The organism is Streptomyces aureus, assembly GCF_001418135.1.
Classification (GTDB): Bacteria; Actinomycetota; Actinomycetes; order Streptomycetales; family Streptomycetaceae; genus Streptomyces; species Streptomyces aureus_A.
In genome coordinates this window covers 1-22,881 of the sequence record NZ_LIPQ01000244.1, presented here as the reverse complement: position 1 = coordinate 22,881, position 22,881 = coordinate 1, and the positions used below count along the sequence as shown (strand labels likewise).

Genomic DNA, 22,881 nt, shown 5'->3' with positions numbered 1-22,881 from the left:
CCGTCGGTGGGGCGGAGGCCGCGGGGGTCTCCGTCCGCGGAGGTGTGACCCGAGCGCCCTCGGCGGGGGCCGACGGAGCCCGTTCCTCCCGTACCGGAGCCGCGGGGACGTGCCCGTACGCCCCCGCCTTCTTGTTGGCGCGCACCGCTCGCCAGCGGGCCAGGGTGCCCAGCGCGAAGACCGCGAGGACGAAGAGGATCATCGCCTCGCCGATCAGCAGGCCCCAGAACAGGCCGTACCCGGAGAGCTGGCCCGGCGGGGTGGCCGGCCAGGCCGCCGCGAGGTCCGTCGGGGCCGTGGCCAGGGAGCGCAGGGCCGAGGGCGTGCCCGTGAAGGCGACTCCCTGCGGCCAGGCGCCGTGGGAGAACAGACCGGCCAGGCCGGTCGCCGTCCACACCAGGCCCGTGAGGCACAGAAGGAGGCCGAACAGGCTCAGCAGCAGCCCGTCGGAGACCCCTCCCCCGCCCTTCCGTGCCGTCTCCATCTATGCCACCGTCGACTGCGAAGTGCCGTTCATCTGCTGTTCGATGAGGATCGCGCGCTGCTCCGTCTCCCATTCGAGGTCCGGGTCTCCCGACGGGGCCGAGGCTTCCGTCATGGCGCGGTCCGTGTAGACCAGTGGGCGTTCCCGTTCGGTGATGAGGTGTTTGACCACCTGCACGTTGCCGTTGACGTCCCAGACGGCGATGCCGGGAGTGAGGGTCGGGATGATCTCGACCGCCCAGCGGGGCAGGCCGAGGACCCGGCCCGTGTTGCGTGCCTCGTCGGCCTTCTGGGCGTAGATGGTCCGGGTGGAGGCCATCTTCAGGATCGCCGCGGCCTCCTTCGCCGCGGCTCCGTCGACGACGTCGGAGAGGTGGTGGACGACGGCGACGAAGGACAGGCCGAGGCGCCGGCCGAACTTGAGCAGCCGCTGGAACAGCTGCGCCACGAACGGGCTGTTGATGATGTGCCAGGCCTCCTCGACGAGGAAGATGCGCTTCTTCCGGTCGGGGCGGATCCAGGTGTGCTCCAGCCAGACGCCGACGATCGCCATGAGGATCGGCATGGCGATGGAGTTGCGGTCGATGTGGGAGAGGTCGAAGACGATCAGGGGCGCGTCGAGGTCGATGCCGACGGTCGTCGGGCCGTCGAACATGCCCCGGAGGTCACCGTCGACCAGCCGGTCGAGGACGAGGGCGACGTCCAGGCCCCAGGCCCGTACGTCGTCTATGTCGACGTTCATCGCCTCGGCGGATTCCGCCTCGGGGTGGCGGAGCCGCTCCACGATGTCGGTGAGGATCGGCTGGCGGTGGGTGGTGTGCTCGACGACGTGGGCGTGGGCGACCTTGAGCGCGAAGCCGGACCGCTCGTCGAGGCCGTGGCCCATCGCCACCTCGATGATCGTCCGGAGCAGGGCGAGCTGCCCGGTCGTGGTGATCGACGGGTCGAGCGGGTTGAGGCGGATCCCGGAGTCGTTGGCGACCATGGGGTCCAGGCGGATGGGGGTTATCCCCAGCTCCTGCGCGATGAGGTTCCATTCGCCGACGCCGTCCTCGCCCTGGGCGTCGAGGACGACGACCTGGCGGTCCCGGAAACGGAGCTGGCGGAGCACGTACGTCTTCTCGAGGGCCGACTTTCCGTTGCCGGACTCGCCGAGGACCAGCCAGTGGGGGGCGGGGAGCTGCTGCCCGTACAGCTGGAAGGGGTCGTAGATGTACCCCTTGCCGCTGTAGACCTCGCGGCCGATGATCACGCCGGAGTCGCCGAGGCCGGGGGCGGCGGTCGGCAGGTAGACGGCCTGGGCCTGCCCGGTGGAGGTGCGGACGGGCAGGCGGGTCGTCTCCACCTTGCCGAAGACGAAGGAGGTGAAGGCGTCGGTGAGGACGGACAGCGGATCTCGCATGGGTCTGTGCCCCTTCGGCCCTAGCGGCGGATGCCGGTCGCGAACGGCAAGGTGTTCACAAAGGCCCGGTGGTGCTCGCGGTCGCACCACTCCAGCTTCAGATACGACTTGCCGGCGGAGGCCCTGATCGTGCGCTTGTCCCGGGCCAGGGCCTCGGGCGAACGCGACGACACCGTGATGTACCCGACGAGGTTCACTCCGGCCGCGCCACTGGCGAGATCTTCACCCCGCTGGTCGAGCCGGCCGTGGGCGGCGATGTCGCGCGGGTCGACCGTGCGGTTCATCTTGGCGGCGCGGCTGGCGTCGGCCTCGTCGTTGGTCTTCTCGGTGAGCATCCGCTCGATGGCGACCTCGGTGGGCTCGAGATCCATGGTCACGGCGACCGTACGGATCACGTCCGGGGTGTGGACGAGCAGCGGGGCGAGGAAGTTGACCCCGACGGGGGTCATCGGCCACTCCTTCACCCAGGCGGTGGCGTGGCACCAGGGGGCGCGGGTGGAGGACTCGCGGGTCTTGGCCTGGAGGTACGTCGGCTCCATCGCGTCCAGTTCGGCGGGCCAAGCGTTTCGTTTCGTCATGGCCTGGATGTGGTCGATGGGGTGGTCCGGGTCGTACATGGAGTGCACGAGGGAGGCGAGCCGGGACTGGCCGAGGGGCTGGCGGACGCGGATGTCGGCCTCGGCGAGGCGGGCGCAGATGTCGGTGAGCTCGCGGGCCATGACGACGGCGAGGCCGGCGTCGCGGTCGAGCTTGCGGGCCCCGGAGGCGTGCTTGGCGGCACGGGCCATGGCGTTGGCCTCGGCGGCGAGCTCGCGCGTGTAGTGCATGCAGGCGACGAGGTAGGCGCGGTGCTGCTCGCTGGAGGTGGAGACCATCGACTGGAGCTGGTCGTACGACTCCATGAGCCACGCCGGCGCGTGGGGGTCGCCGCGCTGGCCGACGTCCTTGGCGTGGGCGTCCGGGTCGGCGGGGAGGGTGCGGGCCAGCATCTGGAGGCGGGTCACGAAGCCGTCGCCGTTGGCGACGTGCTTGAGGAGGGTGCCGAAGCGGTCGACCAGGGCCTCCTGGTCCTCGCTGTCGCGCAGGCCGACGCCGGGGCCCTCGATCTCGATGGCGGCGGTGACGGTGCGGCGGTCGGCGTGCAGGAGCACGGCGATCTCGTCGGGGCCGAAGGGGGCGGCGAGCCAGCCGACACGGCCGATGCCGGGCGGCGGGCCGACCTCGACCTCGCGGCCGTCGAGGTGGGTGCCGGCCTCGGAGACGACGGAGCGGTAGGCCGTGCCGCGCTTGAGCATCCGCTTGTAGCTGCGGTTGATCTCGAACCACTTGTAGAACGTGCGGTGCTTGTACGGGAGGTACACGGCGGCGATCGCGAGCATCGGGAGGCCGGCGAGGAGCGCGATCCGCAGGGGGAGGAGGGGGACGAGGAGTCCGCTCATCATGCCGAGGAAGGCGCCGACGATGATCAGGGCGATCTCGCCCGTCTCGCGGTTCTTGCCGACGATCGCGTTCGGCCGGGCGCGGCCCACGAGATACGTACGGCGGGGCGCGACCGGCTGGGACTGGGTCGTCAACGCCCTGCACCTCCAGAGTTCTTGCGGCTACTGTGCGGGGTTCCCGCGGTGGGACTGCTGCTGCGGGGCGGGGGAGTCGCGCCGCCGCCGCTTCCGCCGCGGCTGCTGTGGGCGGCCATGCCGCCGGACATGGGGTTCGCGGGACGGGCGGCCTGGGGCCCCTGTCCGCCGCCGCCGTCACCGCGGGAGCTGTGGGTCTTGATGCCCTGGGAGACGAGGGAGGCGGGGGAGGAGATGACGGCGGCGGCCGCGTTCTCGCCCGCGCGGTGGAGACGGTTGTTGCGGGAGGCGGCGATCTCGTCGCCGAAGCCGGGGACGAAGCGGTAGATCATCGCGGAGGCGAAGATCGCGAGCAGGATGATCGCGAGGCCCGAGACGACGGCGGAGAACGCGTCGGGACCGGTGCCGGAGGAGAGCGCGCCGGCCAGGCCGAGGACGATGACGATGACCGGCTTGACCAGGATGATCGCGATCATGATGCCGGCCCAGCGGCGGACGTGGCCCCACATGTTCTTGTCGACGAGGCCGGAGTAGACGACGACGCCGAGGAGGGCGCCGACGTACAGCATGACGGCGCGGAGGAAGAGCTCCAGGTAGAGCACGCCGGCGGCGAGGACGGTCACCAGGGACACGATGATCAGCATGATGGGGCCGCCACCGATGCTGTCACCCTTCTGGAGGGCCTCCTTGAAGCTGCCGAAGAAGACGTCGGTCTGTTTGCCGGTGCCGGAGGCGATGACCTCGGTGACGGCGTCGGTGGCGTTGACGACGGTGTAGAGGATCAGAGGGGTGAAGGCGGAGGCGAGGACAGTCAGCCAGAGGAAGCCGATGGCTTCGGAGAGCGCGGTGGTGAGGGGGACGCCGCGGATGGCGCGCTTGGCGACGGCGAGGAGCCAGAGGAGGAGGGTGAGGACGGTGGAGGCGGCGAAGACGATGGCGTACCGGCCGAGGAACTCCGTGTTGGTGAAGTCGACGTCGGCGGTTTCTTTGACGGCCTTGGAGAGGTAGTCGATGGTGGCGATGGCGGCGTCGGAGAAGCCGCGGGAGAGGGAGCTGAGGGGGTCGACCGCGGAGGTGGGGTCGGTGACGGGTGCGCCGCCGCCTCCGGTCTGACCCTGTTCGCACAGATCCCGTGCGGGGCCGCGAATCAAGTCGCAGGAGCTGTTGCCGGCACTCGGGCTCGGGGTGGGTGTCGGTGCCGCGAAGGCGTGACTGGGGAACAGCACGAGAGCCGTCTGCGCTGCGCCCAGCGCGGCGACGATCCTGGTGCCGCGGGAGAGGCGCTTACCGGGCATAGGTGAAGCCTCCGAACTGGCCGACAGCGTCGCGCATCTCCTGTGCGGTGGATGCCCGCTGGTCGCGGGCGACGGGAACAGGACCGTCTTTCTGGCTGAGGCCGGTGACCTTCCAGTCACCCTCGACCCACTGCAGTTCGTACGTGTTGGTGTACCAAGCCTCGGTGACGGGCTTCTTGGAACCTTCGCCGGCCAGACCGAACAGGGACGAGTACCAGACCGATACCGTCGCCTTGTCGTCGGCGTAGCTCTCCACCTTCGAGCCCACGGGGATGGTGCGGGAGATGAACGTCTGCCCCTGGGGCGCGGTGCCGTCCTCCTGGAGACCTACCCGGCTCAGGAATCCCTTGTCGGCGTACACCTTGTCGAAATCGTCCTGGCGCGCGGCGACGACGGCGGGTGCGTACACCGCGTGGACGATCTCGCTTCGCGTGGTGGCGTCGAACATCTCCGCCGACCCCAGCGCCACCGCGTAATTCGTGGCCGCGCTCTGCGCCCCCTGCTCGTCCTGGGCGTAGCCCGTGGGGATCTGGCCGTTCTTGCCGGTGACCGGGCGGATGCCTGTCGCCGCCGTGGGGGCCGTTTTGCCGGGGGTGTCGGAGGAGGGGCCCGCCGCGTCCGCCGGGTCGCCGCCGCCGCGGTTGGCGAAGGCGATGGCCGCGACGAGGAGGACCACCACGCCGACGACCGTGATGAGGGAGCGGGAGCTGCGGACGGGGCGGCGGGCGCCGCCGTACACGTCGCCGCTGTTGCCCTCGGGCAGGCGGGTCCGGGTCTGGCCCGAGCCGCCCACGCCGCCGAAGCTGTCGTGCTCGTCACCGGGACTCATGCCGGGAACGCCCCCTCACTGGTTCGCGGTACGGGCAGTACGTCTTGCTGGACATCTGGGGAACGCATTCTCAGGGGGTGGTGTCCGACGGAGGGTCAGACCGCCATCCCGTACACGATGGTGAACAGCGTCCCCAGCGATCCGATGATGAAGACGCCGGTCAGACCGGCCACGATGAGGCCCTTGCCCTGTTCCGCGCTGAACGTGTCGCGGAGGGCGGTCGCGCCGATGCGCTGCTTGGCCGCTCCCCAGATGGCGATGCCGAGGCAGAGCAGGATGGCCACGGCCATCACCACCTCGATCATGATCTTGGCCTCGGCGCCCAGGCTGCCGAAGGGGCCCCAGTTCGGGGCGATTCCACCGATGATGGTGGTGATGTCGCCTTTTTCTGCCGCCAGGTACATGTAACTCACCGCCCCTGTATGGGTAGTTAGTCGCCCCTGCCGGACGGCATGGGTCATCGCCCTATCTTCGCTGATGAAACCGCTCGCGTGTGACGGCTTGACGGCTCTCTTTACCCGATCCCCGCACATCTGACCGACTTGACCGTCTTGACCTGCGGCGGTCCGGCCGGTTTCTATGCAAAGAAGCGTATGGTCACTCTGTGTATCACGGAGAGTGACTCCGGGCAATGATTGTCGTTGTTGCACTCTTGGGGCGGTGTCGGCGGCCCACCGCCTAGACTCGTTCCCGGGGGCGTACTGCCATGAGCCGAGGGGTGGTTGACGGTGCGTAGGGCCGGCAAGGCGTGGCTGGTGGCCGGCGGGGCCTTCGGGGTCTGTCTGAGCTTCGTCGCGCTGCTCGTCGTCGGTACGTACTCGGCGGCGGCGGGTCTCGCCGGCGGTGCGGGCAACGGCGCGAACGGCACCGTGGCGCTCGCCAAGGGCGCGGTCCCGGCGCTCTACCAGGGGCTCGTGCAGCGGTGGGGGAACCTCTGCCCCGCCATCAACCCGGCTCTGCTCGCCGCCCAGCTCTACCAGGAGAGCGGCTGGAACCCCCGGGCCGTCTCCCCGGCCGACGCGCGGGGCATCGCCCAGTTCATCCCCGGCACGTGGGCCGGGCACGGGGTGGACGGCGACGGGGACGGCGACCGGGACATCTGGGATCCCGAGGACGCGATCCCCTCGGCCGCCTCGTACGACTGCGAGCTCGCCGGCTATGTGAAGAACGTGCCCGGGGACCCGGCGAGCAACATGCTGGCCGCGTACAACGCGGGCGCGTACCGGGTGATCAAGCACGGTGGGGTGCCGCCCATCAGCGAGACCCAGAACTACGTGCGCATCATCAAGTCCCTGGAGAAGAGCTTCGCCCGGCCCGTCGGCCGTGTCGATCCCTCCCGGCAGGCGGCCAGTGCGATCCACTACGCGCAGGGGAAGCTCGGCACCCCGTACCTCTGGGGCGGCACGGGTACGGCCGCGCAGAACGGCCGGTTCGACTGTTCGGGGCTCACCCAGGCCGCGTACGAGAGTGTCGGCATCCGGCTGCCGCGCGTGGCCAACGACCAGTACAACGCCGGGCCGCACCCCTCGCGCGAGGAGCTGCTCCCCGGGGACCTGGTCTTCTTCTCCGACGACTTGACCAACTCGCGGGCCATCCGGCACGTCGGCATCTACGTCGGCGGCGGGTACATGATCGACGCGCCGCGCACCGGGGCGGTGATCCGGTTCGACCGGATCGACACCCCGGACTACTTCGGTGCGACCCGGGTCACCGCCGAGGGCGCGGCGGCGCTGCCGACGCATCTCCCGCAGGCCTGACCGGAGCAGACGGGCCGTCGGCCGGCGTGCGCCTTCCGGTCGTACCGGACATGGCCGGAACTCTCCGTCATGCACAGGCCCTGAGCTGCGGTGAACCGTCACTCTTCGATAACGTCATCATGATCCACCGGAGGGATCGGAACGTGCGCCTCAGGCGATTCGTTCCTTGGTCCGACCGCTCTGACCACGGGGGTTGGAAAACACAGACACGAGAGCAAGGGGCCTCAGCAGATGGCTGGACTCGCATCGGACGGTTCGAACCCCGATGTCAGCCTGCTCTACGACATCAACGGGCTGGCCAAGGCCGCCCCGCCGTGGTTCGACCGAGTCATGGAGTTCGTCGGCGAGTACGGGATCATGCTCGCGATGGCCCTCGTCGTGCTGTGGTGCTGGTGGAGCGTGCGCCGCCGCGGCACCCTGGCCGACTCCGTATCGGCCGTCGCCGGGCTCGTGTGGGCCCCGCTGGCCGCCGGTATCGCCCTCCTGGTGAACATCCCCATCCGCGGCTTCGTCGAGCGTCCCCGGCCCTTCAGGGACCATCAGGGGCTGGAGGTCCTCGTCGCCGGCAAGACCGACTTCTCCTTCGTCAGCGATCACGCCACGCTGGCGATGGCCCTCGGTGTCGGTGTCTTCGTCGCCCACCGCCGCTTCGGTCTGGCCGCGATCGGCCTCGCCCTCGCCGAGGGCTTCGCGCGGGTCTACATGGGGGTCCACTACCCGACCGACGTGATCGGCGGCCTGGCCCTCGGTACGGCGGTGGCGCTGCTCCTGGCCCCGCTCGCCCTCGCGCTGCTCACCCCGGTGATGTCCGCCGTCGCCCGCTCGGGCCGCTGCGCGGGTCTGGTCCGCTCCCGCCGGGCCGAGCCGGCGCGGCACCCGGAGGCGGTCGGCATCCCCGAGCCGCGCATCGGCGGCCCGGCCACCGGCCCCGGCCGCAACGACCTCGCCGCCTAGGCCCGGTCGTCGAACGCCCGTCTGCCCCGCGACGCCGGTTCGGCGCCAGGGCCTAGCCCTCCGCGCCCTCCGCCGTGCGGAGGTGGTCCGCCGCGTCCGTGCGGGCCCGGTCGCGGGATCTCCGGGCCGGTCCCGACCAGCCGCAGCTGCAGCGTGCCAGCGCGAACGAGCCGCGCTCCGACATCGTGGTGGTGTGAGGGGAGGACTGCGCGTGCACCTCACCACGGTACTGCGCGTGACGGCAGGCCTCGACCGTCGTTATGCGGATCGGGTGCTCCCAGGGCCCGCGGGCCCCGGGAAGGGCGGGTCCCGGCAAACAGCGGTGAGGCGTTGGGGGTTGGCAGACGATGGTGGTGCAGCTGCGGTACGGCCGTCCGGGTGCGCGCGGGAGCGGGGCGTTCGCCGTCACCGCCGTCCTGGTCGGCTCCCTCGTCGGGACCGCGGCGGTCACGGGGTGCGCCGCCCCCGAGGACCCCAAACCGACCGTCGACCCCACCCTCGCCGTACGGAACGCCGCCGACGCGCTGACGAAGGCGGGCACCGCCAAGGCGAGCACCTCCATGGAGATGGCCGCCGGCGGGACGCGGGTCACCATCCGGGGCGAGGGCGGCTACGACTTCCGGCGCCGTACCGGCCGGCTCCAGGTGGTGCTGCCGAAGGACGCGGCCGGGGCCAGCGAGCACCGGCCGATCACCGAGCTCCTCACTCCCGGCGCCCTTTACATGAAGAACCGGGGGGCCGGGGTGCCCGCCGACAAGTGGGTGCGGGTCGACACCACCACCCTCGACGACGGGAACCTCGTCACGGGCGGGGCCACCGATCCGGCCGCCGCGGCGGAGCTGCTGCGGGGCGCCCGGCAGGTCACCTACATCGGCGAGGTCGATCTGGCAGGGGTGAGAGTCAGCCACTACCGGGGGGTCGCGGACATCGCGCACGCCGCGCGGGTGGCCTCGCCGCAGCTCCGGGGGGCGCTCGCCGCGGCGGCGAAAGGGTTCGCCAAGGACACCGTGCCCTTCGACGCGTACCTCGACGGGGAGGGGCGGCTGCGGAAGGTGCGCCACCAGTTCAGCTTCAGCAATCAGGGCCGTACGGTCGCGGTCGCGTCGACGACGCTGCTGTACGGCTTCGGGGTGCGCGTCCAGGTGACGCTGCCGGAACGCCGGGACATCTACGCCGGGAAGATCAAGGCCTGAACGGCCTGACCTGGCCGGGTGCTGGTGTGGACCATCGGCAAATGGTCCGGACGTGTCATGCGCGGTGCGTGTCGCCGTCCCTACGCTGGGAGACCGCTGGGAGACCGACGCCGGCAGGAAGAGGTGGATGCGCGTGGCCCCGCCCGGTACAGCAACCGTGACCGCAGACCCGGACTGCGTCGCCCTCGCCGAGATCGAACTGTGCGGCGAGCTGATCATCGCCGCGTCGGCCGCGGACGGGGAGCGGCTCAGCGCCGACCGGATCGACGAGGTGCTGAGGGTGGCGGTGGAGCGGGCCGTGGAGGACCTCTGACGGGACGGCCCGGCTCATCACCGCGTACGGGAGGAGCGGGACGGAGGCCTCAGGTCCGCATCATGCGGGCGATGGCCTTCGTGGCCTCCTCGACCTTGGCGTCGATGCCCTCGCCGCCCTTGGCCGCCGCCTCCGCGACGCAGTGCCGCAGGTGCTCCTCGAGGAGCTGGAGGGCGAACGACTGGAGTGCCTTCGTCGAGGCGGAGACCTGCGTGAGTATGTCGATGCAGTAGACGTCCTCGTCGACCATCCGCTGGAGACCGCGGATCTGGCCCTCGATCCGGCGGAGTCGCTTGAGGTGCTCGTCCTTCTGTTTGTGGTAGCCGTGCACGCCGTGCTCGTGGTCGGCCGGCCCGACGGCCTCGACGGCCTCGGGGGTGACCTGGTCCGCCTCGGTGGTCGTCATGGCGTCCTCCCGTTGTCCAATAAGGGGATGTATACCCCTCGTGGGTATATGGTACCGATCCCCGCCGATCCGGGCGGGGGCCCGTGCTGTTCACTGTGCCTGATGGGCGACACTGAGAGACGCCGGTTAGCCGTGGCCGGATGATGCGCCTAGCATCAGCCTGACCGAAACCCAGCACCCCGAGGACCTCACGTGCGATTTCGTCTGACCCCCAGGGAGACGAGCTTCTACGACATGTTCGCCGCGTCCGCGGACAACATCGTCACGGGCTCGAAGCTCCTGATGGAACTGCTCGGAGCGGAACCTTCCGCCCGGGCCGAGATCGCGGAGCGGATGCGGGCAGCGGAGCACGCCGGCGACGACGCGACCCATGCCATCTTCCACCAGCTGAACTCCTCGTTCATCACGCCGTTCGACCGCGAGGACATCTACAACCTCGCGTCCTCCCTCGACGACATCATGGACTTCATGGAGGAGGCCGTCGACCTGGTCGTCCTCTACAACGTCGAGGATCTCCCCAAGGGTGTCGAGCAGCAGATCGAGGTGCTGGCGCGGGCGGCGGAGCTGACCGCCGAGGCGATGCCGAACCTGCGGACGATGGCCAACCTGACCGAGTACTGGATCGAGGTCAACCGGCTGGAGAACCAGGCGGACCAGATCCACCGCAAGCTGCTCGCGACCCTCTTCAACGGCAAGTACGACGCCATCGAGGTGCTGAAGCTCAAGCAGATCGTCGACGTGCTGGAAGAGGCGGCCGACGCGTTCGAGCACGTGGCCAACACGGTGGAGACCATCGCGGTCAAGGAGTCCTGAGGCTTCGTGGACACCTTTGCTCTGATCGTGACCATCGGTGTCGCGCTCGGCTTCACCTATACGAACGGCTTTCACGACTCGGCCAACGCCATCGCCACCTCGGTGTCGACGCGTGCGCTGACCCCCCGCGCGGCCCTGGCCATGGCCGCCGTCATGAACCTCGCCGGTGCCTTCATGGGCAGCGGGGTCGCCAAGACGGTCAGCGAGGGCCTGATCGAGACGCCGCACGGCGACAAGGGGATGGGCATCCTCTTCGCCGCGCTGGTCGGCGCGATCATCTGGAACCTGGTGACCTGGTACTTCGGTCTGCCGTCCTCCTCCTCGCACGCCCTGTTCGGCGGCATGGTGGGAGCGGCGCTCGCCGGTGGTACGGAGGTCATCTGGGGTGGCGTCCTCGACAAGGTCGTCATCCCGATGTTCATCTCGCCGGTGGTCGGCCTCGTGGCCGGTTACCTGGTGATGTGCGCGATCATGTGGATGTTCCGCAAGGCCAACCCGCACAAGGCCAAGCGCGGCTTCCGTATCGCGCAGACGGTGTCGGCGGCCGGCATGGCGCTCGGTCACGGTCTGCAGGACGCGCAGAAGACGATGGGCATCGTGGTGATGGCCCTCGTCATCGCCGATGTGCAGGCCGCGGGCGACGACATCCCGGTGTGGGTGAAGATCGCGTGCGCCGTGATGCTCTCGCTGGGTACGTACGCGGGTGGCTGGCGCATCATGCGGACGCTCGGCCGGAAGATCATCGAGCTGGACCCGCCGCAGGGTTTCGCGGCGGAGACCACGGGTGCGTCGATCATGTTCGGCTCGGCGTTCCTCTTCCACGCGCCGATCTCGACGACGCACGTCATCACCTCCGCGATCATGGGCGTGGGCGCGACGAAGCGGGTCAACGCGGTGCGGTGGGGTGTCGCCAAGAACATCATCCTGGGCTGGTTCATCACCATGCCGGCGGCCGCACTTGTCGCTGCGGCGAGCTTCTACGTGGTGCAGCTGTTCTTCGGCTGACGGGCGGTGGCCCGTGGTTCTGCTGGGGGTCCGGGGGTTATTCCCCGGGGGACGCGGTATCACCATGCCGGCGGCCGCTCTTGTCGCTGCGGCGAGCTTCTACGTGGTGCGGCTGTTCTTCGGCTGAGGCCGGCAGTGGCTTGAAATGATCGGGCCCGGCTCCCCTGTGGGGGAGCCGGGCCCTTCGTCTAACGGTGGCACCGCCATGCAGCACCGTAGACGAGTCTTTATCCGAAGCGGCCGGAGATGTAGTCCTCGGTCGCCTGGACGCTCGGGTTCGAGAAGATGCGCTCGGTGTCGTCCAGCTCGATCAGCTTGCCGGGCTGGCCGACGGCCGCCAGGTTGAAGAAGGCCGTGCGGTCCGAGACGCGGGCGGCCTGCTGCATGTTGTGCGTCACGATGACGATCGTGAAGCGCTCCTTCAGCTCGCCGATGAGGTCCTCGATCGCCAGCGTCGAGATCGGGTCGAGGGCCGAGCAGGGCTCGTCCATCAGCAGGACGTCGGGCTCGACCGCGATGGCGCGGGCGATGCACAGACGCTGCTGCTGGCCGCCGGAGAGGCCGGAGCCCGGCTTGTTCAGGCGGTCCTTGACCTCGTTCCAGAGGTTGGCGCCCTTGAGGGACCTCTCGACGATGTCGTTGAGCTGCGACTTCTTGTACTTGCCGTTGAGGCGCAGGCCCGCCGCCACGTTGTCGAAGATCGACATGGTGGGGAAGGGGTTGGGGCGCTGGAAGACCATGCCGACCGTGCGGCGCACGGCGACCGGGTCGACGTTGGAGCCGTACAGGTTCTCGTCGTCCAGCATCACCTTGCCCTCGACGCGGCCGCCGGGGGTGACCTCGTGCATGCGGTTCAGGGTGCGCAGGAAGGTGGACTTGCCGCAGCCGGACGGGCCGATGAAGGCCGTCACGGAGCGGGGCTCGACGGTCATCGAGATGTCGTCGATCGCCTTGTGGGCGCCGTAGTAGGCGGAGAGGCCGCTGACGTCGATTCGCTTGGCCATGTGAATCACTACTTCCAATGATGCCGCGGTCAGCGGCCGGTCTTGGGGGCCTTCCAGCGGGCGATGCCGCGGGCCACCAGGTTGAGGATCATGACGAAGGCGATCAGGACGAGCGCTGCGGCCCATGCGCGGGACACGGCTGCGTCGGTGCCGACCGCGTACTGCTCGTACACGTAGAGCGGCAGGGAGGACTGAGCGCCTTCGAAGGGGTTCGGGTTGATGAGCTTCGTACCGAACACGAGGAGCAGGACCGGGGCCGTCTCACCGGTGATACGGGCGACCGCGAGCATGACGCCCGTGGTGATGCCGCCGATCGCGGTGGGGAGGACCACCTTCAGGATGGTGCGCCACTTGGGGATGCCGAGGGCGAGGGAGGCCTCGCGGAGCTCGTTCGGGACGAGCTTGAGCATCTCCTCGGTGGAGCGGACCACGACCGGCATCATCAGGATGGCGAGGGCCATGGCGCCGGCGAAACCGGAGGGGCCGAAGCCCAGCATCAGGTTCCAGGTGGCGAGGATGAAGAGGCCGGCGACGATCGACGGGATGCCCGTCATGACGTCGACGAAGAAGGTGACGGCCTGGGCGAGCTTGCCGCCGCCGTACTCGACGAGGTAGACGGCGGTGAGGAGGCCGATCGGGGCCGCGATCACGGTCGCGATGGCGACCTGCTCGATGGTGCCGAGCAGCGCGTGGTAGACACCGCCGCCGGCCTCGGCGTCGAGGACGCCGTTCATCGAGTGGCTCAGGAAGTACGGGTCGAGGACTTCCATGCCCTTGCTGATCGTGACCCAGGCGAGGGAGAGCAGCGGGACGACGGCCAGGATGAAGCAGACCCAGACGAGGCTGGTGGCGACGCGGTCCTTGGCCTGGCGGCTGCCCTCGACCTTGGTGGTCAGCGCGTACGTGGTGAGGACGAAGAGCAGCGCGGCGATCATGCCCCACTGGACCTTGCTGTGCCAGCCGGCGCCGAGGCCGATGCCGATGCCCGCGGCGATGGAGCCGGCGGCGATGGCGACCGGGCTCCAGCGGGGCAGCCGCGCGCTGGAGAGCGAACTGGCGCGCTTGACCGTCGAGACCGGACGATCCTGTATGGCGTGGCTCATGCCGCTGCCCCCGAGTACTCCTTGCGGCGGCCGATGATCCAGCGGGCGGCGCCGTTGACCAGCAGGGTGATGGCGAAGAGGACGAGACCGGACGCGATCAGCGCGTCCCGGCCGAACTCGTTGGCCTCGTTGAACTTGGCGGCGATGTTCTGCGCGAACGTGCCGCCGCCCGGGTCGAGCAGGTGGCCCGAGATGAGGAAGCTGGGGGAGAGGACCACGGCGACGGCCATGGTCTCGCCGAGTGCGCGGCCGAGGCCCAGCATGGAGGCGGAGATGATGCCGGAGCGGCCGAAGGGCAGCACCGAGATGCGGATGACCTCCCAGCGCGTGGCGCCGAGGGCGAGGGCGGCTTCCTCGATCATCTTCGGGGCCTGGAGGAAGACCTCACGGGTGACGTTGGTGATGATCGGAAGGATCATGATCGCCAGCAGGATGCCCACGGTGAAGAGGTTGCGGGCGGGGCCGTCGTTGGCCTTGTCGAAGATGTACGTCCAGCCGAAGTACTCGTTCAGCCACTTGTTGAGGCCGTCGAGGTACGGGACGAGGAAGATCGCGCCCCAGAGGCCGTAGATGATGCTGGGCACGGCGGCGAGCAGGTCGACGACGTACGCGAGCGGCTTGGCCAGCTTGCGCGGGGCGTAGTGCGAGATGAAGAGCGCGATGCCGATCGCGACGGGCACGGCGATGGCCATGGCGATGATCGACGAGACGACCGTGCCGAAGGCGAGGACGGCGATGCCGAAGACCGGCGGGTTGCCGGCCGGGTTCCACTCGAAGGTGGTGAAGAAGTTCGTGCTGTCCTTCGAGATCGCGAGGACGGCGCGGTAGGTGAGGAAGCCGGCGATCGCGGCCATGATCACGAGGAGGGTGATGCCGGAGCCTCGGGACAGACCGCTGAAGATGCGGTCACCGGGGCGGGACGCGCTCTTGGCGCTCCGGCTCCTCTTTATGTCTGGTGTGGTGGTAGCCATCTGCTTCTCCGGTCTGCGGGGCCCCTACGGATGTACGGGCTCCTGGCGGCGGTGCACCGGATGCCGGGTCCGGCCCCCGGGGCGGGGGTCCGGACCCGGCCGGGAGTCAGGACAGGGTGGGGACGATCGCGCGGACCTTCGCGGCGATCTCGGCCGGGAGCGGGGCGTAGCCGGCGTCGGCGAGGACCTTCTGGCCCTCCTCGCTCACGGTGTAGTTGAGGAACGCCTTCAGGGTCGGCAGGGTCTCCGCCTTGTTGCCCTTGTCGCAGGCGATCTCGTAGGTGACGAGGACGATCGGGTAGGCACCCTCGGCCTTCGTCGCGTAGTCGAGGGAGAGGGCGACGTCGCTGCCCGTGCCCTTGACCTTGGCGGCGGCGATGGCCTTGGACGCGTTCTCCGAGGAGGCGGCGACCGGGGCGGAGGCGCCGGTGTTGATGCTGACGGTGGAGATCTTGTTCGCGGTGGCGTACGAGAGCTCGAAGTAGCCGATGGAGCCCTCGGCGTCCTTCACCGCGGTGGCGACACCGGAGGAGCCGTTGGCGGCCTGGCCACCCTGGGCGGGCCACGACTTCGACTTCGGGTCGTGCTTCCAGTCGGCGGCGGCAGCGGTCGAGAGGTACTTGCCCAGGTTCTGGGTGGTGCCCGACTCGTCCGAGCGGTGGAAGGCCTGGATCGCGCTGTCGGGGAGCTTGGCGCCCGGGTTCAGCTTGGCGATCGCCGGGTCGTTCCACTTGGTGATCTTGTTGTCGAAGATCTTGGCGATGGTGGAGGCGTCGAGGACCAGGTTGTCCACGCCTTCCAGCTTGTAACCGATGGCGATGGGGCCACCGACCATGGGCAGGTTGACGCCCTTGCCGGTCTTGCAGATCTTCGCCGACTCGGCGACCTCTTCTTCCTTCAGGGCGGAGTCGGAGCCCGCGAAGGCGACCTGGCCCTGGTTGAACTTGGTGATGCCGCCGCCGGAGCCGATGGCCTGGTAGTTGATCTCGACACCGGAGCACGCGGCCTGGAAGTTCTTGACCCAGAGGTCCATCGCGTTCTTCTGCGCGCTGGAACCGGCGGCGAGGAGCTGGCCCTTGGCGCCCTCACAGGCGATGTTCGAGGCGGCGGCGGAGGTCTTCGAGCCGCCTTCCTTGGCCGGCGTCTCCGTGTTGTTGTCCGAGCCACACGCCGAGAGGACGAGCGCACCGGAGACGACGAGGGCACCGATCGCGGAGGCGCGAAGCCCGTTCTTGCGCGAAAGCTTCACTTTCGGGTGTTCCTTCCAGAAGCCGCCCTGTCGCGGACCGAGTGTCCTGAACGTTCTACGGCGGCGTGTGTCGGTTGGCGGTGCGTTGTGGAGCTCTGTGCACCGTGTAAGGCCGAAATTAGGCAGAACAGGTGAAGCCGTCGACGGGACAGAGTGAACGGAAAGTGAACCGTGCCGTAAGGCCGGGTGCGGGGACGCGGCGGTGGGCGCGCCGGGGCCCCGGCGCACGCCTGCGACAGAGGCCGGGTGACGCCCGGGGACGGAGGCCGGGTGGCGCCCGTGACGGAGGCCGGGTGGCGCCCGTGACGGAGGCCGGGTGGCGCCCGTGACGGAGGCCGGATACCGGGTGACGCCTGGGGTACGGGGGCGCTCGCCCTTGACGAGACTCCCTAGCCCGTCGTCGTCGCCGTCAGGGCGTTCAGGAGGTCGCGGTCCCGCGGCTGGGTGAGGCGGAGGCGGGCCGCCGCGGGCGGCAGCCAGACGACACGGTCGACCTCGCGGCTCGGGGTGAACGTGCCGCCGAGGGCGCGGGCCGCCCAGTACTCGACCTCTTTCGGGCGGCCGTCCACCGTGTAGCGGGCCGTCGGCAGCCGGAGGCCGAGTGCGCAGTCCTGGCCCGTCTCCTCCAGGACCTCGCGCAGTGCGCACGCCTCCGCCGACTCGTCCCGCTTCCGCTTCCCCTTCGGGTGCGACCAGTCGTCGTACTTCGGTCGATGGACGAGCGCGATCTCGATGCCGTGGCCGGAAAGCGCCGGGCGCCACAGGACGCAGCCGGCCGCTCGGACAGGATCCTGGCGCTCCCCGGTCATGGGACGGGCGCCGTCGTTCTCCGCCAGGCTCGTTGGAAGGCGAAGCGGGAGGCCTCGACCTCGTGGCGCTGGTCGGCGTGGAGGACGCCCAGGGCGTACGCGGTCGCGGGGGCGATCCGGGGGGTGCGGGCGGCCGCGGCGGCCGCCGAGGCGGCTTCGGCGGCGTCCCGGTGCCGGTCGAGGGCGCGGGCGGCCTCGAAGAGGACGGCGTCGGGTTCGCCCCCGGTGTGCAGGGCCTCGGTGGCGTACCGGTGCAGCCGGAGCAGGAGCCGCGTCTGGTGCCAGGGGGCGTCCTGGCTCTCCCCGGTGGCCGGCGCGAGGGCGTCCGCGTTGTACGGGTGGGCCGCCCGCGTCAGCGGCAGGGCGGCCACCGCGTCCAGGAGGCGCCGCTCGGCGACCTCGGCGGGGCCGTCCAGGACCTCGACGGCCGGGGCGCTGCCCATGGGGCCGAGCGGGACCTCGGAGGCGAGGAGTGCGACGGCGTCGGCGACCGCGTGGAAGCGGGCCGAGCCCAGGGCCTGGAGCGAGGCCGAGTGGGCGCGCGTCCGGGCCAGTGTCAGCTGTCGTTCCAGGAGGGCGCCCGCCCGGGCGGCGCCCACGGTGAGGCCGGCCGCCTCGCTGCCGCGGGCGGCGGGGACGGGGCCGGCGCCGCTCGACAGGCGGGACAGTGCGTCCACCAGGCGGACCAGCCGCGAGGTGCAGGCGTGTTCCAGGGCGAGGGTGCCCGAGAGCCAGGCGAGCTCGGTGCGCAGCTGGTCGGCCCAGGCGGTGTCGAGCAGCGGCCGGAAGGTGTGCAGCGTCCCGCTGATCCGGCGGGCGGCGCCGCGCAGTGTGCGGGCCGCCTCCTCCGATCCGGCCGTGTCCGAGCCGCTCTCGCCGTGGAGCCGGAGGCCGCGGAGGAAGTCCGCGGCCCGGGCGTGCAGGTAGGGGGCCAGGACCTCGCCCGCCGAGACGTCCTGCGACTGGTCAGGGTTGTGCACGCCGGCGCCTCCGCGCGTCGATGAGCATCTCCTGGACGTGCCGGAGCGGTCGGCCCTCGGGGTCGGTCGCGTGCCGCGTCCAGTTCCCGTCGGGGCCGAGGTGCCAGGAGGAGGTGGTGTCGGACATCCCGGTCTCCAGGAGCCGGGTGAGCGCTGCCCGGTGCGCCGGGTCCGAGACCCGTACGAGGGCCTCGATCCGGCGGTCCAGGTTGCGGTGCATCATGTCGGCGCTGCCGAACCACACCTCGGGTTCGCCGCCGTTGCCGAAGGCGAAGATCCGGGAGTGCTCCAGGAAGCGGCCGAGGATCGAACGGACCCGGATGTTCTCCGAGAGGCCGGTGACGCCGGGGCGTACGGCGCAGATGCCGCGGACCCAGATGTCGACCGGGACGCCCGCCCGCGAGGCCTGGTAGCAGGCGTCGATGACGGCCTCGTCGACCATCGAGTTGACCTTGATCCGTACGTACGCGGGCCGGCCGGCGCGGTGGTGGGCGATCTCCTTGGTGATCCGGGAGACGAGCCCGTCGCGCAGCGACTTGGGGGCCGTGAGCAGGCGCCGGTACGTCTCGCGGCGGGAGTAGCCGGAGAGCCGGTTGAACAGGTCCGAGAGGTCGGCGCCGACCTGCGGGTCGGCGGTCAGCAGGCCCAGGTCCTCGTAGAGGCGGGCCGTCTTCGGGTGGTAGTTGCCGGTGCCGACGTGGGAGTAGCGGCGCAGCAGCTCGCCCTCCTGCCGTACGACGAGCGACAGCTTGCAGTGGGTCTTGAGGCCGACGAGGCCGTACACGACGTGGCAGCCGGCCTCTTCCAGCTTGCGCGCCCACTTGATGTTGGCCTGCTCGTCGAAGCGGGCCTTGATCTCGACGAGGACGAGGACCTGCTTGCCGGACTCGGCGGCGTCGATGAGGGCGTCGACTATCGGCGAGTCGCCGGAGGTCCGGTACAGCGTCTGCTTGATCGCGAGGACGTCCGGGTCGGCCGCCGCCTGCTCCAGGAAGGCCTGCACGGACGTCGAGAAGGAGTCGTACGGGTGGTGGAGCAGGACGTCCCGCTCGCGCAGCGCCGCGAAGATGTCCGGTGCGGACGCCGACTCGACCTCGGCGAGGTCCCGGTGGGTGCCGGCCACGAACGTGGGGAACCTGAGTTCCGGGCGGTCCTGTCCGGCGATCCCGAAGAGGCCGGTGAGGTCGAGCGGGCCGGGCAGCGGGTAGACCTCGGCGTCGGAGACCTTCAGCTCGCGGACGAGCAGGTCGAGGACGTACGGGTCGATGGACTCCTCGACCTCCAGGCGCACCGGCGGGCCGAAGCGGCGCCGCATGAGCTCCTTCTCCAGGGCCTGGAGCAGGTTCTCGGCGTCGTCCTCCTCGACCTCCAGGTCCTCGTTCCTGGTCACCCGGAACATGTGGTGCGCGAGCACCTCCATGCCGGGGAAGAGCTCCTCCAGGTGGGCCGCGATGACGTCCTCGAGGGGGACGTAGCGCTGCGGGGAGGCCTCCAGGAAGCGGGACAGCAGCGGCGGCACCTTCACGCGCGCGAAGTGGCGGTGGCCGCTGACCGGATTGCGTACGACCACGGCGAGGTTGAGCGAGAGTCCCGAGATGTACGGGAAGGGGTGCGCCGGGTCCACGGCGAGCGGGGTGAGGACCGGGAAGATCTGCTGCCGGAACAGGGTGAAGAGGCGCGCCTGCTCCTTCTCCGTGAGCTCGGGCCAGCGGATCAGGTGGATGCCCTCGTCGGCCAGGGCAGGGGCCACGTCCTGCTGGAAGCAGGCCGCGTGCCGGGCCATGAGCTCGCGCGAGCGGGTCCAGATCAGGTCCAGGACTTCGCGGGGCTGGAGGCCGGAGGCGGAACGGGTGGCGACGCCGGTGGCGATGCGGCGCTTGAGGCCGGCGACCCGGACCATGAAGAACTCGTCGAGGTTCGACGCGAAGATCGCGAGGAAGTTCGCCCGTTCGAGGAGCGGGGTGGTGGGGTCCTCGGCGAGTTCGAGCACGCGCTCGTTGAAGGCGAGCCAGCTGCGCTCCCGGTCGAGGAAACGGCCCTGCGGCAGCTCGTCGCCGAGCTTGCCGTCGTCCTCGTAGGTGTCCGGGTCGGAGTCCAGGTCGGCGTCGAGATCGGTGACGACGGCCCCGTTCACCACCGTCGCGCGGCGCGCGGCTATGGAGTCGGCGGACGGCGAAGCGGACGACGGGACGGACGGCGTGGCGGAGGACTGGACCGGGACCTCGGCGGGCTGCTGGCTCATGGCCCCATTCTTCCGCGCGAAGGGGTGGTCGGGCGCGTCGGAGCGGGCCGTGGGGGAGGGAAGTCTCCCTTTGGGGAGGGTCGCCCTGCCGGGCGGCGTCACGGAGCGCTTCATTGCGTGAGCGTCGCAAGCGCGTCTGAATGGCCGGTAACGACGACATGTCGTACGGGAATCGGGGGCGGGGCCGTGTGCGGGCCCCGCCCCCTGATCGTTTGAATGTCTTACGGGTGCCGGTGGATCTCTACGGGTGCCGCGCGCGCAGGACGCGGAAGGCGGCGAAGGCCGCGAGGGCGGCGAGGGTGAGGAGGATGCCGGTCTCGATGAGCTGAGTGGGCCAGAAGTGTGACTGCGGGTGGTAGTCGACGTACTGGCTGGTGACGTCGTGCTGGGCGAGGCAGCGTTCGAACAGCTTCATTCCCCCGTCGGGCATGCTGTCCACGCCGGGGGCCCTGTGCACCTCGTTCCAGCAGATCGACTGGTCGAAGCGGGCCCCGGAGGACGTGAGCAGACCCGAGTCCATCGTCAGACCGTTCTCCGGTGTCCAGAGCGTGGGGCCGGCCGGGCCGGTGACCGTGTTCACCGCGAGGAAGGACCAGCGGAACGCGCCCAGGATCAGCAGTGTCACGCCCATGACCAGGCCCGTGGCCGCCATGGCGACGAGGGTGCGGCGGATCAGCTGGCCGACGAGCGCGCCGACGGCGACCGCCGCGAGGACGTGGGCGAAGAGCACGATGCCGGTCGCCTCGAACGGTCCGCGTTCGCTCCAGTGGAAGTTGTAGCTGTCGGAGACGCGGCCCCAGCCGATCCGGTAGATGCCCATGAGGACGAGGGTGGCGGCGAGGGCGACGACGGACGTGGTGAGGAGCTTGGCGCGGAGCCAGGCCGTCGGGCTCACCGACTGGGTGAGCGAGAGCTTGTACGTCCCCGACTCGAATTCGCGGGCGACGAGGGGGCCCGCGACGAAGGCGCCGACGAGCAGCGGCAGGAGGACCAGCCACATCCCGCCGTAGTCGAGGGCCAGGCGCAGCGCCGCGTAGCCGCGGTTGTCCTCGGCGGCGAAACTCTGGCCGTCCTCGTAGTAGCGGTCGGGGGTCTGGGCGTCCCATATCCGCAGTCCGCCGACCACCGCGAGGGACGCGGCCACGGCCGCCGCGGCCAGCCACAGCGTGCGGCGGTACTGGCGGACCGTCACCCAGTAGGGGCCCTTCGGGGCGAGGGTGCTCATGCCGGGGCTCCTTCGGTGGTGCGGAGGTGGGCGAGGAGGAGGTCTTCGAGGGAGGGGTCCCTCGTCTCCCAGGGGCCTTCGACGGGGCCCTCGCGGCGGATCAGGGCGGTGAGTTGACGGCCCGTCGTGCGGGACTCGACGACCGTGTGCGGGGCGAGGTCGGCGACCGGGCCGGTGAGCAGGGTGTGGGCGGCGAGGAGTTCGTCGACGGGTCCGTCGAGGCGGATCCGGCCGCCGTGGAGCAGCAGGAGGTGGTCGCAGGCGCCTTCCAGCTCGGTGAGGATGTGGGAGGACATGACGACGGTGGTGCCGTGTTCGGCGGCGTCGGCCATGAGCAGGCCCATCAGCTGGTGCCGGGCGAGCGGGTCGAGGTCGGCCATCGGCTCGTCGAGGAGCAGCAGTTCGGGCCGTTTGCCGAGGGCGAGGGCGAGGGCGACGCGGGTGCGCTGGCCGCCGGAGAGGGTCCGTACGACGGCCCCGGGGTCGAGCGTGTCGGCGATGACGCGCCGGGCGGCCTCGTCGTTCCAGCGGCCCGGGTTGAGTTCGCGGCCCATGCGCAGGGTGTCGGCGACGGTGAGCCGGGGGTGGAGCGGTTTGTCCTGGGCGACGTACGCGAGGTGTTCGCGGGGCGGGGCCTCGATGGTGCCCTCGGTGGGGCGGAGGAGTCCTGCGGCGAGGGCGAGGAGGGTGGACTTGCCGGCGCCGTTGGGGCCGACGAGGGCGCAGACGCGGCCGGTGGGGAGGGTGAAGCCGCATTCCCGCAGGGCCCAGCCCCGGCCGCTGCCCCCGTATTTCTTGCCCAGGAGATCGGCCTCCAGTGCGATGCCGTCTCTTGTCATGCGTCGTCCCCCTCGAAGTGTTCCTTCAGTACGGATGTGAAGAGCGCGGCCACGTCCTCGCGGTCCAGGCCGGCGGTGCGTGCGCGGCGGGCCCAGTCGGCGAGTTCGCCGCGCAGGGGCGAGTCGGCCGGGCCGGTGCCGAGCGTGGCGCGGACGAAGGTGCCGAGGCCGCGGCGGGCCTCGACGAGGCCTTCGCGTTCGAGCTCGCGGTAGGCCTTGAGGACCGTGTTGGGATTGATGGCCGTCGCTTCGACGACCTCGCGTGCGGTGGGCAGTCGGTCGCCGGGCTCCAGGAGGCCCATGCGGAGGGCCTGTTTCGTCTGCTGGACGATCTGGAGGTAGGTGGCGACGCCACTGCGCCGGTCGATGCGGTACTCGACCACGATCGCTTCCACCACCCTTTCACTAATCAAGTAGTGAAAGGGTGGTGCAAAG

Annotated in this window: 23 protein-coding genes and 1 pseudogene; 6 read left to right on the top strand and 18 right to left on the bottom strand. The window is 70.3% G+C overall.

Going from position 1 to position 22,881, the window contains the following annotated elements; translation table 11 throughout:
* From AOK00_RS20740 to AOK00_RS20715, 6 genes and pseudogenes are all read right to left on the bottom strand, one after another.
* Positions 1 to 484, bottom strand: a pseudogene (locus AOK00_RS20740) (type VI secretion protein); the annotation flags it as partial.
* Positions 485 to 1,885: an ATP-binding protein gene (locus AOK00_RS20735; protein ID WP_055601791.1), complete on the bottom strand. Its 1,401-nt coding sequence runs from the start codon at positions 1,883 to 1,885 to the stop codon at positions 485 to 487.
* Between the two features lie 20 nt (positions 1,886 to 1,905).
* Positions 1,906 to 3,459, bottom strand: a complete 1,554-nt coding sequence (locus AOK00_RS20730; RefSeq protein WP_030323339.1) for an SCO6880 family protein — start codon at positions 3,457 to 3,459, stop codon at positions 1,906 to 1,908.
* Positions 3,456 to 4,754, bottom strand: a complete 1,299-nt coding sequence (locus AOK00_RS20725) for a hypothetical protein (RefSeq protein WP_055601790.1) — start codon at positions 4,752 to 4,754, stop codon at positions 3,456 to 3,458. The genes AOK00_RS20730 and AOK00_RS20725 overlap by 4 nt, the downstream gene beginning before the upstream one ends.
* The gene (locus AOK00_RS20720) at positions 4,744 to 5,583 is read right to left on the bottom strand and encodes a hypothetical protein (RefSeq protein WP_055601789.1); all 840 of its coding nucleotides are present in this window, start codon (positions 5,581 to 5,583) and stop codon (positions 4,744 to 4,746) included. The genes AOK00_RS20725 and AOK00_RS20720 overlap by 11 nt, the downstream gene beginning before the upstream one ends.
* Before the next feature lie 95 nt (positions 5,584 to 5,678).
* Positions 5,679 to 5,987 carry a hypothetical protein gene (locus tag AOK00_RS20715; RefSeq protein WP_017242359.1) on the bottom strand — a complete coding sequence of 103 codons (309 nt, stop codon included), beginning with the start codon at positions 5,985 to 5,987 and terminating at the stop codon, positions 5,679 to 5,681.
* A gap of 324 nt (positions 5,988 to 6,311) precedes the next feature.
* Between AOK00_RS20715 and AOK00_RS20710 the strand changes: the two genes are divergently transcribed.
* Both AOK00_RS20710 and AOK00_RS20705 read left to right on the top strand, forming a co-directional pair.
* Positions 6,312 to 7,340, top strand: a complete 1,029-nt coding sequence (locus tag AOK00_RS20710; protein WP_079042101.1) for an NlpC/P60 family protein — start codon at positions 6,312 to 6,314, stop codon at positions 7,338 to 7,340.
* A gap of 231 nt (positions 7,341 to 7,571) precedes the next feature.
* Positions 7,572 to 8,294: a phosphatase PAP2 family protein gene (locus tag AOK00_RS20705; RefSeq protein WP_055601787.1), complete on the top strand. Its 723-nt coding sequence runs from the start codon at positions 7,572 to 7,574 to the stop codon at positions 8,292 to 8,294.
* Between the two features lie 52 nt (positions 8,295 to 8,346).
* Here AOK00_RS20705 and AOK00_RS39140 read toward each other — a convergent pair whose 3' ends face one another.
* Entirely contained in the window at positions 8,347 to 8,511 is a 165-nt protein-coding gene (locus AOK00_RS39140) for a hypothetical protein (protein ID WP_159041810.1), read from the bottom strand.
* A gap of 130 nt (positions 8,512 to 8,641) precedes the next feature.
* Between AOK00_RS39140 and AOK00_RS20700 the strand changes: the two genes are divergently transcribed.
* Together AOK00_RS20700 and AOK00_RS20695 are read left to right on the top strand one after the other, a co-directional pair.
* On the top strand, positions 8,642 to 9,487 hold the full coding sequence (locus tag AOK00_RS20700) for a hypothetical protein (RefSeq protein WP_055601786.1): 846 nt from the start codon (positions 8,642 to 8,644) through the stop codon (positions 9,485 to 9,487).
* Positions 9,488 to 9,614: 127 nt separating this feature from the next.
* On the top strand, positions 9,615 to 9,800 hold the full coding sequence (locus AOK00_RS20695) for a hypothetical protein (RefSeq protein ID WP_030323327.1): 186 nt from the start codon (positions 9,615 to 9,617) through the stop codon (positions 9,798 to 9,800).
* Positions 9,801 to 9,849: 49 nt separating this feature from the next.
* Here the strand turns inward: AOK00_RS20695 and AOK00_RS20690 are convergent, their stop codons facing one another.
* Positions 9,850 to 10,206 (bottom strand): metal-sensitive transcriptional regulator, encoded by a 357-nt coding sequence (locus tag AOK00_RS20690; protein ID WP_055601785.1) that lies wholly within the window; start codon positions 10,204 to 10,206, stop codon positions 9,850 to 9,852.
* A gap of 192 nt (positions 10,207 to 10,398) precedes the next feature.
* Between AOK00_RS20690 and AOK00_RS20685 the strand changes: the two genes are divergently transcribed.
* Both AOK00_RS20685 and AOK00_RS20680 read left to right on the top strand, forming a co-directional pair.
* Positions 10,399 to 11,019 carry a DUF47 domain-containing protein gene (locus AOK00_RS20685; protein WP_055601784.1) on the top strand — a complete coding sequence of 207 codons (621 nt, stop codon included), beginning with the start codon at positions 10,399 to 10,401 and terminating at the stop codon, positions 11,017 to 11,019.
* 6 nt (positions 11,020 to 11,025) lie between these two features.
* The gene (locus AOK00_RS20680; RefSeq protein ID WP_055601783.1) at positions 11,026 to 12,024 is read left to right on the top strand and encodes an inorganic phosphate transporter; all 999 of its coding nucleotides are present in this window, start codon (positions 11,026 to 11,028) and stop codon (positions 12,022 to 12,024) included.
* 227 nt (positions 12,025 to 12,251) lie between these two features.
* Here AOK00_RS20680 and pstB read toward each other — a convergent pair whose 3' ends face one another.
* The 10 genes from pstB to AOK00_RS20630 all read right to left on the bottom strand — a co-directional run bounded on the left by pstB (position 12,252) and on the right by AOK00_RS20630 (position 22,829).
* On the bottom strand, positions 12,252 to 13,028 hold the full coding sequence (gene pstB / locus AOK00_RS20675; protein WP_055601782.1) for a phosphate ABC transporter ATP-binding protein PstB: 777 nt from the start codon (positions 13,026 to 13,028) through the stop codon (positions 12,252 to 12,254).
* Positions 13,029 to 13,057: 29 nt separating this feature from the next.
* Entirely contained in the window at positions 13,058 to 14,131 is a 1,074-nt protein-coding gene (gene pstA / locus AOK00_RS20670; protein WP_055601781.1) for a phosphate ABC transporter permease PstA, read from the bottom strand.
* The gene (gene pstC / locus AOK00_RS20665; protein ID WP_055601780.1) at positions 14,128 to 15,102 is read right to left on the bottom strand and encodes a phosphate ABC transporter permease subunit PstC; all 975 of its coding nucleotides are present in this window, start codon (positions 15,100 to 15,102) and stop codon (positions 14,128 to 14,130) included. The genes pstA and pstC overlap by 4 nt, the downstream gene beginning before the upstream one ends.
* Before the next feature lie 106 nt (positions 15,103 to 15,208).
* A complete protein-coding gene (gene pstS, locus AOK00_RS20660) occupies positions 15,209 to 16,351 on the bottom strand; it encodes a phosphate ABC transporter substrate-binding protein PstS (RefSeq protein ID WP_055601779.1) in 1,143 nt (380 codons plus the stop codon).
* Between the two features lie 389 nt (positions 16,352 to 16,740).
* Positions 16,741 to 17,160, bottom strand: a complete 420-nt coding sequence (locus AOK00_RS20655) for an NUDIX hydrolase (protein WP_055601778.1) — start codon at positions 17,158 to 17,160, stop codon at positions 16,741 to 16,743.
* On the bottom strand, positions 17,157 to 18,140 hold the full coding sequence (locus tag AOK00_RS20650) for a CHAD domain-containing protein (protein WP_055601777.1): 984 nt from the start codon (positions 18,138 to 18,140) through the stop codon (positions 17,157 to 17,159). Before AOK00_RS20650 ends, AOK00_RS20655 begins: the two co-directional genes overlap by 4 nt.
* Entirely contained in the window at positions 18,127 to 20,382 is a 2,256-nt protein-coding gene (locus tag AOK00_RS20645; protein ID WP_055601776.1) for an RNA degradosome polyphosphate kinase, read from the bottom strand. The genes AOK00_RS20650 and AOK00_RS20645 overlap by 14 nt, the downstream gene beginning before the upstream one ends.
* 241 nt (positions 20,383 to 20,623) lie before the next feature.
* Complete coding sequence (locus AOK00_RS20640) at positions 20,624 to 21,607, bottom strand: ABC transporter permease (RefSeq protein WP_055601775.1); 984 nt, start codon at positions 21,605 to 21,607, stop codon at positions 20,624 to 20,626.
* A complete protein-coding gene (locus tag AOK00_RS20635; RefSeq protein WP_055601774.1) occupies positions 21,604 to 22,446 on the bottom strand; it encodes an ABC transporter ATP-binding protein in 843 nt (280 codons plus the stop codon). Before AOK00_RS20635 ends, AOK00_RS20640 begins: the two co-directional genes overlap by 4 nt.
* Positions 22,443 to 22,829 (bottom strand): GntR family transcriptional regulator, encoded by a 387-nt coding sequence (locus AOK00_RS20630; protein ID WP_055601792.1) that lies wholly within the window; start codon positions 22,827 to 22,829, stop codon positions 22,443 to 22,445. Before AOK00_RS20630 ends, AOK00_RS20635 begins: the two co-directional genes overlap by 4 nt.
* Positions 22,830 to 22,881 lie beyond the last annotated feature (52 nt).